At 64.8% G+C, this 16,462-nt stretch carries 9 protein-coding genes; 6 read left to right on the top strand and 3 right to left on the bottom strand.

What is annotated here, in order from left to right; translation table 11 throughout:
- Positions 1-3 precede the first annotated feature (3 nt).
- The gene (locus IWX85_RS14635) at positions 4-2,664 is read left to right on the top strand and encodes a site-specific DNA-methyltransferase (RefSeq protein ID WP_196870221.1); all 2,661 of its coding nucleotides are present in this window, start codon (positions 4-6) and stop codon (positions 2,662-2,664) included.
- Positions 2,655-5,774, top strand: a complete 3,120-nt coding sequence (locus tag IWX85_RS14630) for a DEAD/DEAH box helicase family protein (RefSeq protein WP_196870220.1) — start codon at positions 2,655-2,657, stop codon at positions 5,772-5,774. The genes IWX85_RS14635 and IWX85_RS14630 overlap by 10 nt, the downstream gene beginning before the upstream one ends.
- A gap of 100 nt (positions 5,775-5,874) precedes the next feature.
- Here the strand turns inward: IWX85_RS14630 and IWX85_RS14625 are convergent, their stop codons facing one another.
- The gene (locus IWX85_RS14625) at positions 5,875-6,294 is read right to left on the bottom strand and encodes a putative toxin-antitoxin system toxin component, PIN family (protein WP_196870219.1); all 420 of its coding nucleotides are present in this window, start codon (positions 6,292-6,294) and stop codon (positions 5,875-5,877) included.
- A gap of 6 nt (positions 6,295-6,300) precedes the next feature.
- Positions 6,301-6,696, bottom strand: a complete 396-nt coding sequence (locus IWX85_RS14620; protein WP_081932560.1) for a ribbon-helix-helix domain-containing protein — start codon at positions 6,694-6,696, stop codon at positions 6,301-6,303.
- Positions 6,697-6,993: 297 nt separating this feature from the next.
- Here IWX85_RS14620 and IWX85_RS14615 point away from each other — a divergent pair, with 297 nt between their 5' ends.
- The 4 genes from IWX85_RS14615 (at position 6,994) to IWX85_RS14600 (ending at position 15,397) form a co-directional block, all read left to right on the top strand.
- A complete protein-coding gene (locus IWX85_RS14615; RefSeq protein ID WP_036808442.1) occupies positions 6,994-9,231 on the top strand; it encodes an NADP-dependent isocitrate dehydrogenase in 2,238 nt (745 codons plus the stop codon).
- Positions 9,232-9,680: 449 nt separating this feature from the next.
- The gene (locus tag IWX85_RS14610) at positions 9,681-10,244 is read left to right on the top strand and encodes a DUF2760 domain-containing protein (RefSeq protein ID WP_036813080.1); all 564 of its coding nucleotides are present in this window, start codon (positions 9,681-9,683) and stop codon (positions 10,242-10,244) included.
- Positions 10,241-12,112, top strand: a complete 1,872-nt coding sequence (locus IWX85_RS14605) for an Hsp70 family protein (RefSeq protein WP_196870218.1) — start codon at positions 10,241-10,243, stop codon at positions 12,110-12,112. The genes IWX85_RS14610 and IWX85_RS14605 overlap by 4 nt, the downstream gene beginning before the upstream one ends.
- A gap of 402 nt (positions 12,113-12,514) precedes the next feature.
- Positions 12,515-15,397: an Hsp70 family protein gene (locus IWX85_RS14600; protein ID WP_196870217.1), complete on the top strand. Its 2,883-nt coding sequence runs from the start codon at positions 12,515-12,517 to the stop codon at positions 15,395-15,397.
- A 128-nt stretch (positions 15,398-15,525) separates the two neighbouring features.
- Here the strand turns inward: IWX85_RS14600 and IWX85_RS14595 are convergent, their stop codons facing one another.
- Complete coding sequence (locus IWX85_RS14595) at positions 15,526-16,389, bottom strand: class I SAM-dependent methyltransferase (protein ID WP_196870216.1); 864 nt, start codon at positions 16,387-16,389, stop codon at positions 15,526-15,528.
- Positions 16,390-16,462 lie beyond the last annotated feature (73 nt).

Genomic DNA, 16,462 nt, shown 5'->3' with positions numbered 1-16,462 from the left:
GTGGTGCGCTTTCAGCTCGCCAAGACCGGCACGCCGAAGGCCGAGATTTACGCCAGCCTCTGGCGCGCCGCACTAAGCGACAGCACCGGCCTGGCCCCGTACCTGATGCAAAAAAGCGTGGATGGCGACAAGCCGGTCTTCAAGGATCTGGGCAAGGACCACGACAAGGCTGAAGGCGGGCAGATCAAGGGCATCAACCAGCTGCGCCTGAACGAAGACGCCTACCTCGACGCTATTGGCAAGAACGACGCTTTCAAAACGCTGGGCAAAAACGCCGAAGCCCGCGCCCTGGCCTTGAAAACCGACGCCACCGCGCAGGCGCTGCACCAGCTTGACAAGGCGCTGAACCGCTTTTACGTGGGCCAGGACGCCGACTACTTCATCCACAAGGACCTGCGCGGCTTTCTGACCCGCGAAAAAGACCGCTTCATCAAGAACGTCGTCTTCAGCACCCTTGAAGCCCTGCTCGACCGCCGCGCCGACGCGGCCACGCTCATCATTGCGCGGGCCTTCAATGCCGTGGCCGGCCGGATCATCGAGTTTCTGGACGCCACCGAAACCTTTCAGCGCAACCTGTACACGCTCAAGAAAAAGGTCATCGACACCCACTGGCTGATCTCGGTAGGCAAGATTCCCGCCGCCTACTGGCCGCGCCTGCTGCAAAACCAGCGGCTGCTGGCGTATTTTGAAAGCGAGTTCAAGCAGGCCGTGGCCACGGTGGAAGACTTGCAGCGCCTGCCCACGCTGGTGGTGGACACCAGCCTGTTCAGCACCGAGCCTGAGCGCGCCCTGATCGACGAGATGCTGTCGGACCCGGCGTTTGACCATCTGGACGAACAGACGGACGGACTCTTGATCCACTCGGAAAACTGGCAGGCGCTGAACCTGTTGCAGGACAAGTTCCGCGAACGCATCAAGTGCATCTACATTGACCCGCCCTACAACACCGGCGGCGACGGGTTTTTGTACAAGGACAGTTTTCGGCATTCGAGCTGGGCGTCGATGATGGCCGACCGGCTGGCGCTGGCGAAGCCATTGCTGGATAGTCATGACGTGCTGTTTGCCAGCATTGACGACAAGGAACGGCTGACGTTGGAGCGCCTGTTGGGCGACACGTTTGGTACTGAGAATCGGGTGGAAGAATTGATTTGGGCGCAGAACTCGACCAAGAACCAGTCGCCGACTTACTCCAATAACCACGAATACGTTGAAGTGTTTGCGCGAAGCTTGGCGCGTGTTCGTGCAGCGCCCAATATGTTTCGCGAAGTCAAGCCGGGCTACGCCGATGTAACCGAATTACTTGAAAAACTGAATCCGAACTATCCCAGTATTGCGGAGATTCAATCGGCTATGAACTCACTTTATGAGGCGCACCGCATCGCGTTTAAAGCAGAGTTAGAAGAGTCTGGTATTGAATATGAGAAAAACTTGGACGCGTGGAAAGGAACATACCCATACTGCAACGCGGAATATCGGGATGCAAAAGGAAATTTGGTTGAAGTAAATCAAGCGCGTGAAGCGCAGGCTCGTATCTGGTTGTGGATGTCGGCGGATGCGTCTATGCCAAAGGGGGGTGGGACAGATAACAAAAAAGGCGTACATACGCCCGGCGACCCCGACTATCGTTTTTACAAACCACTCCACTCAATAACCAATAAACCATGTCCGCATCCAAAAAGGGGGTGGGGTTTCCCAGAAAAGCCAATGGGATTGAGCACATCGCTTGAGGAAATGATGGCCGCACAAAGGTTGATTTGGGGTGGCACAGAGAAAGCAGTACCTCGTGCCAAGAAATTTTTGCATGAGGTGGACACTCAAGTTGGCAAGTCAGTAATCAACGATTTTTCAGATGGCGAGAAGGAGTTGACCGCCATCACCGACCAGCAACGCAGCTTTCCCAATCCCAAGCCCACGTCCCTGATTAGCCGCTTCGTCGAGCAAACCACAGAGCCCGCCGAGTGGGTCATGGATTTTTTCGCTGGCAGCGGCACCACCGGCCACGCGGTCATGGGACTGGACAGCAAACGCAAGTTTGTTTTGAGCGAGATGGGCGGCTACTTCGATACCGTGACCAAGCCGCGCATTGCCCGCGTCATGTTCAGCTCTCACTGGAAATTGGGCGCGCCCGGCGCAGCGAACCGCCAGCGCCTGATCGTCAAAGTCCAGCGCCTCGAACAATACGAAGACGTGATCGCCAACCTCGACACCGCCTGGGACGAAGCGGCCATGCCCGAAGGCGTGCCGGTGCGCTACCTGTTCCGCCCCGAGGAAAACCGCGTGCGCCTGGCGCTCGACCTGTCGCGGCCGTTCACCAACATGATTTGCGTCGGCAAGGCCCGTGACGCCACCCCGCTGGACCTGATGGAAACCTGGGCGCTGCTGCAGGGCTACTGGCAGCGCTCGCGCCGCGTGGTGCTGGAGGGCGGCAAACGCTACCTGTGCCTGGAAACGGTGTGCGGCTGCCTGGTCGTGCTGCGCGACATCACCGAGCCCGAAGACGACAGCGCCGTCCTGAACGCCATCGCCGCCCGCTACACGCACGACAACGGCAGCCTGCGCATCCACCGCCTCGAAGTCAACCACTGGGCCGACCTGCGCCGCGTGACGCTGCCTTGCGCGCTGATGGCCGCCACCGACTTTGACCGGGGCGCCACATGGAACTAAAGCTCTACCAACAGCTCAAGGCCGAGCTGCTGGGCAGCCTGGCCCCGGCCAGTGAGCGGCACGACGACGCCTACCAGCACGCCGTCGAACGCTATGCGCCCGAGGCTGAATCGGGCATCAAAAAATGGGGCCGCGACGCCATTGCCGACTGGCTGGCGCGCTACAACGCGCTGGTGAGCCGCCCGGTGCGCCTGCGCTACTACCAGATTCTGGCGCTGTATTTCACCGAGGGCGTACTGCGCGAGCAGCGCGGCAACCCGGCGGCGCCCCGGCGCAATCTGCTGGCCTACTGGATGGCCACGGGCAGCGGCAAGACGCTGCTGATGCACCTGAACATCCTGCAATATATCGAGCACATTGGCGGCCTGCACGCGTTTGACGAGTTGCAGCTGGTGCTGACCACGCCGGGCGTGAACCTGATCGAGCAGCACCGCCGCGAAATCACGCCCATTGTCGAGGCGCTGAACCGCCAGTGCGCCGGCGGCATCAAGCTGACGGTCGAATCCACCGGCAGCCTGCTGAACCATGAGCCGGGGTTTTTCAAGCTCACACCGTCCAGCCGCGTCTTTCGCCTGGTACTGGTCGATGAAGGGCACATTGGCCTGGCGGGCGGCGGCAAGGAGGCCGGCGCCTTCAAGACGCTGCGCCACGAACTTGCCGACTACCCGAACGCGTTTTTGTTCGAGTATTCGGCCACCTACCACGGCATCAGCGACAAGCATGTGGCCGAGTACGGCGAGCAGATTGTTTACGACTACAACTACTACCGCTTCTACAAGGATGGCTACGGCAAGGACTACGGCATCCAGAAAATTGGCGCTGACAGCACCGAGCAGGGCGCCGAGGCCTGGGACAACTTCATGGCGGCTTTCGCTACGCTGGCGGGCAAGCTGACGGTGTTTGACGAACTGCGGCTGCAAGACGATGCGGGCCTGGGTTTCACGGCGGCCTTCACCGACAAGCCGCTGATTGCCTTCATGGGCAACACGGTCGAAGACAAGAAGGACGAGGGCAAGCTCGCCAAGTCGGGCGCGGGCGACGAGGTGTCGGACATTCGCAAGCTGCTGGCCTTTCTCGCCAAGCTGACGCCGGCCCAGCGGCAGTCGCTGGGTGCCGTGTTCAACCAGGACAGCACCGGCCTGCTGACGCTGACGCGCAGCCCGGCCGTGGCGGACGAGATTTTCCTGTCGTGGGGCGACGGCGGCTACTGGGGCATCGTGAACGTGGGCAACGGCGACAAGTTCTTCAACGACTGCGAAAACCACCCCGAACTGCAGGACGCCCACGGCCAGAGCCTGGTGCAGCTGCGCAAGGCGGCGATCGTCGAGCGGCGCTGCCAGTTCACCGACATCGACCTGCCGGACTCGCCGATCAATGTGCTGGTGGGCAGCCGCAAGTTCGCCGAGGGCTGGAACTGCTACCGCGTCTCAGTGATCGGGCTGATCAACCTGGGCAGCAGCAAAGGCAACAAGATCATCCAGATTTTCGGGCGCGGCGTGCGCCTGAAGGGCCTCAAGGGCGATGGCAAGCGGCGCTTCATTGCACACGGCGAGTCTTACGACGACCTGGTGGCGGACGATTCGCCCGAAAACCGCCTGCGGCGCCTGGAAACGCTCAATATCTTCAGCCTGCGGGCGACTTACCTCAGCCGGTTTCTGGAAGCGCTTGCCGAAGAAATTCCGCGATGGGTAGAAGCCAGGCGCGTGCCCGTGGTGGCGCAAAGCCTGCGGCTGGGGAAATCTGACGAGTCGTTTGCCGACTATGCCCCGAAGCTGCCAATTTTCAAGGTGGGGCGCGACACCACCGAGCCGCGTCTGGTGGTCACGCGGCAAACCGATGGCACCTGGCAATGGGCCTACCTTCAAGAAGGACGAGAAGAGACCGGCGTGTTGTCCCGCTTCAGCGCCCAGCTCGACTACCGGCCCGAGGTGACGCAAACGCCGCACAACCTGGCGCAAGACCTGCGCGAGCATGTGCAAACGGGCGCAGTGCCGTCGGCGTTTGTGGGGCACACCGATCTGCATACCCGGCTGCAGGCGCTGCTGCGCACCCGCAATACCCAGTTGCTGGCCGCCCGGCCCGAAGGCGCGCGGCTGCTGTCGCCGGCCGATGTGCTGTCCGTGCTGGACAGCGTGGACTATCACCGCCCCTGGGCAGGCTTGAGTTTTGCCCACAAGGAGAAACTGGTGTGGCAGGCGCTTGCCGATGCGGTGGCGCAGTTGCACCACAAGCTGATTTATGACATCAACAAGCGGCGCTACCGTTTCGGCGAGCCGCTGGTGCAATCGGTTGCCGGCGCGCCGGGTGACTTCATCAGCCATTACGACCTGCGCATCGAGTTTGACAAGCCGGCCGGGCAAAAGGCCTTCAATCAGACATACCCTGATCCGCAATATCCCGAGCAGCTGAAACTGGTTTTTGAAGAGCCTCGTCACCTCTACGCGCCGCTGTTGCGCGATGGGCAAGACCGCGCAGTGCAGGCTTTGCCGTTCAAGACCCTGCACATCAGCCCCGATGCGCTCAACCCTGGCGAGCGCAAGTTCGTCGAAGACCTGCATGGTTTTCTGGAAAATCCGGTCAATCAGGGGCGGCTCAGGGGTTTTACCTTCTACCTGATGCGCAATGTGGAGAGTTTGCGTTCGGTGGGCGTTTACCTGGACACCGAAACCCGCGCCTACTTCCCCGACTTTGTGCTGTGGGCTGTGGGCAAGCGCCTGACGCACATCTTGCTGGTGGACCCCAAGGGTCAGTCGGGTCTTCAGGACTGGAGTTCGCTGGAGCGCGTCAATGCCAAGGTGGCGCTGGCGCACAGCGGCGATCTGCCGGCGCTGGCGCTGGCTTTGGGCCGGGGCACCGGGCGCCCGTTCAAGGTGGACTCCTTCATCTTGCTGCGCAAGTCATCGCCCTTGGGGAAACCCAAAAACGGCAGCTCTTACGACCCGAAAGTGGTTGCCGATATGGAGCGCAAGCATGTTTTGCATTTGAACTGGGCGCCCGAGGTGAATGGAAAACGCGTCGATGAAGATGGCGACAAGGTGATACTGCCGCCGGATGGGCGTTGCTATGTGGAACGCATGCTGACGTGCGCTGGCCTGCTCAAGCCTTATTGAGTGAAACGGGAAAAGCGCTCCTGATTTAATAGTGGCTTACGCCGAATCTATAAGCGCCGTCGGCCTATTTAGCCTGCAATTATTCCCAAAACTCCGCCTGTCATCGCCCCAGCACCAGCGCATCCACCAGCAGCCGCACCGTCACGATGCGGCACGGCCCATGGCTTTTGAGCGCCAGCACACCGCGCTTGTCGCCCGACACCAGCACGTCTGCTTGAGCGCCCTCGGCCATGGCCAGCAAAAAGTTGTCGAACGGGTCGGGCGAGCGCTCCACTGGGGGCAGGGCGTCAATCCAGACGGCCATGCCGCGCAACTGGTTGATCAGCTCGCCCGCCAATGCCGGACGAATGAGCGCGCGCACCGCATCCCTGCGCGTGACAGCTCGAATTTCCTGCAATTGCAAATCGCAAGTCAGCAGCTCAAACTGGCCGCGCCGCCATGCGGTGACCAGTTGCGCAGACGTTGATTTGCCCACCAGCAAGGCGCTGATGAGCACATTGGTGTCCAGAACGACCCGCATGTGGCCTTAACGGAGCTTCTTGGAAACAGGTTTTGCAGCCGCTGCCTTGAGGGCTTTGCCACTTTTACCACTTGGGTCCGGTTGCGGTTCCATCGCCATGGGCGGCGTTGTCGGCTTGAACGGGTCATACAGGGCAGCGGCCAAACCTTCTTCGCGCACTTGCGACAGGGCTTCGTCCAAAAAACTCTCTGCCTCTTGCGAAGGCAAGGCATCCAGCCCTTCACGGGCTTGGCCCATCACCTGATCGAACACGCGCCAGCGAACAGCGTCTTCAACAAAAGCAGACAGATCGCCTTTTTTAAATCCACGTTGGGCCAGGAAAGTACGCACAGCGACATTCGTTTGCTCGGAAATCACCAAATTCCAGCGAGTGGATGCGACAAGGAGAGGTGCAGATGGCATGGTTGGGTTGTGTGTTTGTGTGTATAGGCGCAAATATACTGTTGTGCGATGTCTATCGCAAGCCCGTCTGGGCTATGGAGTGCACTGAATCGCACAGGCGTAAACTTCTTCTCCGGAATGGCCTGGCATTCATTCCACGGCTGTTCAGGCCAGCGCGCCACCCGCGAAAATTCCGTCATCACGAGTCACGAAATTTGCCGCCCCGGCGCCTGGCCCGGCGCAGCCTTCAGGTTCATGACAGGGACACCCCCTATATTGCGCAAGCCAGCCTCACTACCTACAAGCCACAGGAGCACCATGACAGCCGGAAAATCAAAAATCATCTACACCCTCACCGACGAGGCGCCGCTGCTGGCGACCTGGTCCTTTCTGCCCGTCGTGCGCGCCTTCACGGCGCCGGCCGGCATTGAAGTGTCCGAAAGCGACATCTCGGTCGCGGCGCGGGTGCTGGCCGAATTCCCGGAGTGCCTGACCGACGCGCAGAAGGTGCCCAACACGCTGGCCGAACTGGGTCGCCTGACGCAAGACCCGGACACCAACATCATCAAGCTGCCCAACATCAGCGCCTCGCAGGGCCAGCTCATCGCCGCCGTCAAGGAACTGCAGTCCAAGGGCTTCAAGCTTCCCGACTACCCCGAAAGCCCCAAGAGCGACGCCGAAAAAGACATTCGCGCGCGCTACGCCCGTTGCATCGGCAGCGCCGTCAACCCGGTGCTGCGCGAAGGCAACTCGGACCGCCGCGCGCCCAAGGCCGTGAAGGAATACGCCCGCAAGCACCCGCATTCGATGGCCGACTGGAGCCAGGCGTCGCGCTCGCATGTCTCGCACATGCACCACGGCGACTTCTACCACGGCGAAAAGTCGCTGACGCTGGACCAGGCGCGCGACGTGAAGATGGAACTGCTCACCAAAAGCGGCAAGACCATCGTCCTGAAACCCAAGGTGTCGCTGCTGGCCGGCGAGATCATCGACTCGATGTTCATGAGCAAGCAGGCGCTGGCCGAGTTTTACGAAAAGGAAATCGACGACGCCTTCAACACCGGCGTGATGTTCTCGCTGCACGTCAAGGCGACGATGATGAAGGTCTCGCACCCCATCGTGTTCGGCCACTGCGTGAAGATTTTCTACAAGGACGCGTTTGCCAAGCATGGCGCGCTGTTTGATGAAATTGGCGTGAACGTGAACAACGGCATGGCCAATCTGTACGAGAAGGTCGCCACCTTGCCGCAAAGCACGCAGGACGAGATCAAGCGCGACCTGCATGCCTGCCACGAAGGCCGGCCCGAGCTGGCGATGGTCGATTCGGCCAAGGGCATCACCAATTTCCACTCGCCCAACGACATCATCGTCGACGCGTCCATGCCGGCGATGATCCGCAATGGCGGCAAGATGTGGGGCGCCGACGGCCGCCTGAAGGATGTGAAGGCGGTGATGCCCGAGTCGACCTTTGCCCGCATCTACCAGGAAATCATCAATTTCTGCAAGTGGCACGGCAACTTCGACCCCAAGACCATGGGCACCGTGCCCAACGTCGGCCTGATGGCGCAGCAGGCCGAGGAATACGGCTCGCATGACAAGACCTTCGAGATGGCCGAAGGCGGCGTGGCCAACATCGTGGACATTGCCACCGGCGAGGTGCTGCTGAGCCAGGACGTGGAAGCCGGCGACATCTGGCGCATGTGCCAGGTCAAGGACGCGCCGATCCGCGACTGGGTCAAGCTGGCCGTGACGCGCGCCCGCAACTCGGGCATGCCGGCCGTGTTCTGGCTCGACCCGTACCGTCCGCATGAAAACGAGCTGATCAAGAAGGTGCAGGCTTACCTGAAAGAGCACGACACCAAGGGCCTGGACATCCAGATCATGAGCCAGGTGCGCGCCATGCGCTTCACGCTGGAACGCGTCGCGCGCGGGCTGGACACCATCTCGGTGACCGGCAACATCCTGCGCGACTACCTGACCGACCTGTTCCCCATCATGGAGCTCGGCACCAGCGCCAAGATGCTGTCCATCGTGCCCTTGATGGCTGGCGGCGGCATGTACGAGACCGGCGCCGGCGGTTCGGCGCCCAAGCACGTGCAGCAGCTGGTGGAAGAAAACCACCTGCGCTGGGATTCACTGGGCGAGTTTCTGGCGCTGGCCGTGTCGCTCGAAGACCTGGCGCTGAAGACTGGCAACACCCAGGCCGGTTTGCTGGCCCGCTCGCTGGATGCCGCCACCGGCAAGCTGCTGGACAACAACAAGGGCCCCAAGACCCGCACCGGTGAACTCGACAACCGGGGCAGCCATTTCTACCTGGCGATGTACTGGGCGCAGGCACTGGCCGAGCAGACTGAAGACGCGGCGTTGCAGGCGCAGTTCGCGCCGCTGGCCCAATCGCTGGCCGAAAACGAGGAAAAAATCGTCGCCGAGATGAAGGACGTGCAGGGCCAGCCGGTCGACATCGGCGGCTACTACCTGCTGGATGCAGAAAAGGTCAAGGCCGTGATGCGCCCGAGCGCCACCTTCAACGCCGCGTTGAGCGCGGTGAACGGCTAAAGACCGCAAAGCCGGATGGGGGCTTATCCGCCGGTCCGCGCTGGGTTAAAAACCAGCCGTTCAGGATTGTCCAGGCCGCATGCCGTCGCAAGAGGGTCTGCGGCTTTTTCGTGCCGGCCTCGACGCCTAGCGACCCGACGCATGCGCTGCAGGTATGGCCTGATGATGCTATTGATTAAATAGCTGAATGTGCATGCTGGACATGCGCACAGAGTACTTTTTACGCTTAAAAACTACCCGCCAACGCCTGTGGGCGCGGTTTTTCTATGGACAATAGCGTTTTGCAACGGGGCTCCAGACCCGGCAAGGCTATCAGGCGCCAGGGCGCTGCAGCCTGTCCCCCCGGTCCACGCCTGCGGGCAAGCCGTGCCGCCCGGCGCGGCTTGCCCTGCAAGACCCCCTCCCTTCATTTCATGTTCGGCCCCTGGCCGACGCCATCAGGAGCCTTGATGACCGACCCGACCCCTTCCTTTTTCAAACGTGTTTCGCTGGCCTTCGGCTCGTTTTTCAGCACGCTGGGCGATGCCGGCTATGCCGCCCGGGTGCAGGCGCTGCGCGAGCACGGCGACGCGCCTGCTGCGCCTGTCACCGCGGCTGCGCCCGCGCCCGCCGCGCCGCCCGTCTTCAAGGAAGCCACGCCCGACGCGGCGCTGCAACTGCTGGCCCTGCTGCAGCGCGAGGCGCGCCTGATCGACTTCGTCCAGGAAGACCTGTCCAGCTACACCGACGCCGAGATCGGCGGGCCGGCCCGGCTGGTGCATGAAGGCTGCGCCAAGGTGCTGCGCGAGCATTTCACGCTGGCGCCGGTGCAGCCCGAGGCCGAAGGCAGCCGCATCACGCTGAATGACGGCTTTGACGCCCGTGCCATCCGCCTGACCGGCAACGTGGTTGGCCAGGCGCCGTTCCATGGCGCCCTGAGCCACCGGGGCTGGCGCGCCACCGACACCCGGTTGCCACGTCTGGCCGCCGGCCACGACGCCAGCGTGCTGGCCCAGGCCGAGGTGGAACTGTGAACGCCGCCGGGGCTGAAAGCACGGCGGGCCAGCCGCAGTTTTCCATCGGCATCGACCTGGGCACCACGCACTGCGCGCTGGCCTGGGTCGACATGGGCGCCAGCGATGGCGAAAAAACGGTTTACGGCGTGCTCGACATTGCGCAGCTGACCGCGCCCGGCAGCGTCGGCAACCTGCCGCTGCTGCCATCCTTCCTCTACCTGCCGCATGAAAGCGAACTGGCCGCCAATGACCTGGCGCTGCCGTGGACCGGCGAGCAGGACTTTGCGGTTGGCGAAATGGCGCGGACACGCGGCGCGCAGACGCCGATCCGCCTGGTGTCCAGCGCCAAGAGCTGGTTGTGTCACCCCGGCGTGGACCGGCGCGCGACCATTTTGCCGAACGATGCGCCGCCCGAAGTCGCGCGCGTCTCGCCGCTCGAAGCCTCAACCCGCTACCTGGCCCACCTGCGCCGCGCCTGGGACCAGGCGCACCCCGAAGCGCCGTTCGACCGGCAGGACGTGACCATCACGATTCCGGCCTCGTTCGACCCGGCCGCGCGCGAACTGACGGCCGAGGCTGCCCGCGCCGCCGGCTACGTTTCGATGACGCTGCTGGAAGAACCGCAGGCCGCGCTTTACCACTGGATACAGGCGAGCAGCGGCCAGTGGCGCAAGGATGTCAGGCCGGGCGAGATCATCCTGGTGATCGACGTTGGCGGCGGCACCAGCGACTTCTCGCTGATTGCCGTACTGGAGCGCGAAGGCCAGCTGGAACTGCACCGCATCGCCGTGGGCGACCACATCTTGCTTGGCGGCGACAACATGGACCTGATGCTGGCGCATGTCGTGGCGCGCAAGCTGGCGGCCGAAGGCAAGCAGCTGGACCCGTGGCAGATGCGCGCGCTGACTTACGCCTGCCGCAGCGCCAAGGAAAGCCTGCTGGGCGATGCCACGCTCGACGTGCAGCCCATCGTCGTTCCCAGCCGGGGCGCCAAACTGATCGGCGGCTCGGTGCGCACCGAGCTGACCCAGGCCGAGGTGCGGGCTTCGCTGCTCGAAGGCTTTTTCCCCGAGGTGGACGCAGCGGCCCGGCCGGTGAACCGTGCGCGCGGCGGCCTGACGCAGCTGGGCCTGCCGTACGCGCAGGACGCCGGCGTGACGCGCCACCTGGCCGCGCTGCTGGGCCGACAGGCCGGCGCCACGGCCGAACTCGAAGGCTTTGACGGCCAAGTGAATGACGGTGCCAGCTTCCTGCATCCGACGGCGGTGCTGTTCAACGGCGGCGTCTTCAAGTCCGACATCCTGGTCGAGCGCACGCTGGCCACGCTGAACGGCTGGCTGGCTGCCGAGCAGGCTGCGCCGGCGCGCGCGCTTGCCGGCGCCGACATGGACCTGGCAGTGGCACGCGGCGCGGCCTACTACGGCTACGTGCGGCGCGGCCAGGGCGTGCGGATTCGCGGCGGCACGGCGCGCGCCTATTACGTGGCGGTCGAGTCGGCGATGCCGGCCATTCCCGGCTTCGAGCCGCCCATCCAGGCGCTGTGCATTGCGCCCTTCGGCATGGAAGAAGGTATCGAGGCCGAGTTGCAGACGCAGGAATTCGGCCTGGTCGTCGGCGAGCCGATGCACCTGCGCTTTTTTGGCTCGTCGGTGCGCCGCCAGGACCCGCTGGGCGTGCTGCTCGACTTTTGGCAGCCCGACGAATTGCAGGAACTCGGCGAGATCCAGGCCACGCTGCCCGCCGAAGGCCGTCAGGCCGGCGAGATCGTGCAGGTCCGCTTGCGCGCCGTGGCTACCGACACCGGCACGCTGGAATTGACGGCGGTGGCCACGCAGGGCGGCGCGCATTGGAAGGTGGAGTTTGATGTGCGGGGTTGCAGCGATTGATGGGTGAGTATTCGGCTTGCCCGTGATACATGCCTGCGAGTCTGCATAACGACTTCCCGCTCTGGGGAGAAGGCAGGGACGGGGACCTGCGGACGTGGTGTTAGGCACAAGAAATCGCTATCGGGGAGCCCTCACCCCAGCCCTCTCCCAGAGGGAGAGGGCGTAAGAAGGGATCGCATTTGGCAATTCGAGTCGTTACATTGACTTTGCTTTTTATGACAGTTGGCAAATGATAGTTATCCCCCAACCCGTCCTGGCGCAGCGCAGGTTGCCCCGTAGCGAAGCGCAGGGGACCCGGACAGCGGGTCGCCTTTCTTTGCTTACTTTCTTTGGCGAATCAAAGAAAGCAAGTCGCCTGCCGGGCGAATCCGGCCAGCCCAACCCAACAGAGTTGCCCAGGCGATGAATAAAAACCCCAAGCCTGCCACCCACTACATCGTCGGCATCGACCTCGGCACCACCCACACCGTGGTCGCTTATGCACCCCTGGCCTCGCCGGACGGCATTCGCGTGTTCGACATCGCGCAGCTGGTCACGCCGGGCGAGGTGGCCGCCTTGCCGCTGCTGCCCTCGGTGCGCTTTCACCCGGCCGACGGCGAACTGGCCGCTTCGGCGCTGCAACTGCCGTGGCCGGCCGACAGCGGCAACGCCGGCCAGCCGCCCGGGGTCATCGGCGAACTGGCGCGCCGGCTGGGCGCGCAGGTGCCGGGCCGGCTGGTGGCCAGCGCCAAGAGCTGGCTGTCGCATGCGGCGGTGGACCGGCTGGCGCCCATCCTGCCCTGGGGGGCGCCCGACGGCGTGCCGAAAATTTCGCCGGTCGAGGCCAGCGCCAGCTACCTGGCCCATGTGCGCGCCGCGTGGAATGCGCACTTTCCGGACAGCCCGCTGGAGCGGCAGGAACTCCGGCTGACCGTGCCGGCATCCTTTGACGAAGGCGCCCGCGCCCTGACACTCAGCGCCGCCCGGCTGGCGGGCCTGCCGCAGGTGCAACTGCTTGAAGAACCCCAGGCGGCGTTCCACGACTGGCTGCTGCGCCACCAGGGCCGGCTGGACCAGGAACTGGCGCAGACCCGCCGCGTGCTGGTCTGCGACGTGGGCGGCGGCACCACCGACCTGAGCCTGATCGACGTGGAACCGGATGCCGCCGGTGGCTCGCCCCGGTTGATGCGTGTCGGCGTCGGCAACCACCTGATGCTGGGGGGCGACAACATGGACCTGGCGCTGGCGCACGCCGTGGAAGCGCGCATGGGCAATGTGCCGGGCGCGCCGGGTGCGCCGTTGTCGGCCAGCCGGCTGGCGCAGCTGATGGACCGCTGCCGCGCTGCCAAGGAGGTGTTGCTGGCCCCTGGCGCGCCTGAACAGGCGCCAGTCACGCTGCTGGGCGGCGGCGCCCGGCTGGTGGGCGGCAGCCGCACGGTGATGCTGCAGCGCGACGAGGTCGAGCGCCTGATCGTCGACGGCTTTTTTCCGCCGGTCGGGCTGGACGCGCAGCCGGTGCAGGCACGCGGCGGCATCGTCGCCTTTGGCCTGCCGTATGCGCGCGACGCGGCCATCACGCGCCACATCGCCGCCTTCCTGCGCCAGCATGGCCCGGACCTGCCTGATGCATTGCTGCTTAATGGCGGCGTGTTCCGCGCCGGGGCGCTGGCGCAGCGGCTGGCCGAGACGCTGGGCGCCTGGCGTGGCGCGCCGCTGCGTTTGCTGCACAACGACAACCCCGATGTGGCGGTGGCGCGCGGCGCGGTCGCCCATGGGCTGGCGCAGCGCGGGCTGGCGCCGCGCATTGGCGGCGGCTCGGCGCGCAGCTACTTCTTGCGGCTTGACGAGGCGAAAGCGCCCGGCCAGCAGGCCAATGCCGGCCAGGCGCGCGGCATCTGCATCCTGCCGCGCGGCAGCGAGCCGGGGCACGAGGCGCTGCTGACCGGCCGCAGCTTTGCCCTGCGCGTTGGCCAGCCGGTGCGCTTCCAGCTGTTCAGCGCCGTGGCCGAGGGCGCCGGCCAGGCGCTGGCGCAAGCCGGCGAGCTGGTCACGCTCGACGAGGACGCGCTGGTGCGGCTGCCGCCCATCGTCATGGTGCTGGCGGCTGATCCGGCCGATCCCGGCGCCAGCAACGGCCAGCCGGTGCGGCAGGACATTGCCGTGCAGCTGGCCGCGTCCCTGACCGACGTCGGCACGCTGGAACTGCACTGTGTGGCGCAGCTTGACGCGCGCCAACGCTGGCTGCTGGCGTTCGATTTGCGCCAGCCGCAAGCTGAAGCGGGTGGCCCCGAAGCACCAGACCCACGGCTGGCAGCGCGCATGGCCGAGGCCATTGCCCAGATCGACCGTATCTTTGGCACGAACAAGCAGCCCGTCAGCCCGAAAGAGGTCACGCAACTGCGCGCGCAACTCGAACGCCTGCTAGGCGACCGCGCGCAATGGACCACGCCCGTGCTGCGCCAGTTGTTCGACGCGCTGTGGCAGCGCGAACGCGGCCGGCGCCGCAGCGCGGCGCACGAGCGCGTCTGGCTGAACCTGGCCGGCTACGGCCTGCGCCCCGGCTTTGGCGACCCGCTCGACGCCTGGCGGGCGCAGCAGCTCTGGACGCTGCTGCCGCTGGGCGTGCAGCATCCCAACGACCGGCAGGTGGGTGCCGAATGGTGGACGCTGTGGCGGCGCGTGGCCGGCGGGCTGGACGCCGCCGGGCAGCTGCGCCTGCTGGACGACTTTGCCTTCAACCTGCAGATCAGCGAAGAGGGCGCGGACGGCCTGGAAGGCGCCCGGCCGGTCAGCGGCAGCGCCGGCGACATGCTGCGGCTGGGCGCATCGCTGGAGCGAATTCCGTCGGCCTACAAAGCCGAGATCGGCGAATGGCTGCTGGGGCGGATCAGCAAATCCGCCGCCGCACCGCTAGCGCGCCCGCGCACGGGCCCGGGCGGCAGCGCCGACGAGAGCTTGCTCCTGTGGGCGCTGGGCCGCATCGGCACGCGCGAGCCTTTTCACGGCAGCCCGCATGATGTGGTGCCGCCCGATACCGCTTCGGCGTGGATCGAACGCCTGCTGGCGCTCGACTGGAAGCGCCTGGAGGCCGCCGCCTTTGCCGCCGTCAACCTGGCGCGCGTCACCGACGACCGGGCCCGCGACCTGCCGCTGGCGCTGCGCGAGCAGGTACTGGCGCGGCTCCATGCGATTCAGGCGCCCGCGCCCTGGCTGGCGATGGTGGCCGGGAAGGTCGAACTCGACGAAGCCACCGAACGCCGCCTGCTTGGCGAATCGCTGCCGCCGGGGCTGCGGTTGATGGCTTGAACGCTGGTGCGTGCGGCGGGTGGCCTTGAACAGCGGGCGCCAAAATGCGTCGGATTTACTATGAAATCAATAGCTGCCACCGCAAGAAAGTAAAGCGGTAAAGGCCATTTTGATGCTGAAAAACGGCATCAGTCCGCCGGCTTGCTGCCCGACGCCAGCAGCAGCTCGTTCGGCCCTTCCCAGCCCTCCGGCAGCTGGAAAACCTCCAGCTGCTCCTCCATGTCGGCCCATGCCGCTTCCCTGGCTTCGGGGTTCAGGTGGCCCAGGATCTGCAGGATGGGCGACGCCGACGTGCGCACAAAATGCAGGTAGTCGCGGGCCGATGGCAGCTCGAACGGGGCCTGGATACGCTCCGTGGCCACGTCCGTGAACCCGGCCTGGCTGAAAAAGTCTTGCAGCAGCCCCGGTTTGCCCAGGCTCAGCAGCCCGCCCGGCGTCAATGGATCGCGTGGCGCCAGGCCCGCATGCCGGCACGCGGTGGTCATCAAAATGCCGATGCACGGGTTGCGCTGCGGTTCCGAAAAAACCAGCACCGCGGCATGCCCGCCCGGGCGCAAGACCCGGTGCATCTGGCGCAGCGCGCCCAGGGGATTCGGGCAGAGCATCAGGCCGAGCCGGCACACGGCCGCGTCAAAACCGGTTTCATCGAGCAGCAGGTCCTCGGCGTCGCAGACCCGCGTCTGCACCTGCGCCAGCCCGGCCCGCCGCGCATGCTCGCTGGCGAACTGCAGGATGGCGGGTGAAATGTCGGTGGCCAGCACCCGGCCGCCATCCCCCACCCGGTGGGCGATGTCCAGCGTCTGGTCGCCCGCGCCGGCTGCGATGTCGAGCACGCGCAGGCCGGTACCGATCCGCGCCGCATCAAGCAGCGCCGTCGTGGGCGCGGCAAGCCAGTTGCGGATCGCCGGCGTCTGGTGGTTCCAGCCGCTGGCCGACGCGTCCCACGCCTGGCGAACGGCGTCCTTGAATTGTTCGGGGCTGGCTGGCGTCATGCGGGTCTCCTGCGGGGGGATTTCGGTGTCGCCAGTCTGCTACCAAAGCGCAGACTGCACAAGCCGCCAAACC

It is taken from the genome of Polaromonas sp. CG_9.11 (assembly GCF_015752225.1).
Taxonomy (GTDB): Bacteria; Pseudomonadota; Gammaproteobacteria; order Burkholderiales; family Burkholderiaceae_C; genus Polaromonas.
The sequence above is the reverse complement of the archived record's forward strand: the minus strand, read 5'-3'. Positions and strand labels throughout refer to the sequence as shown.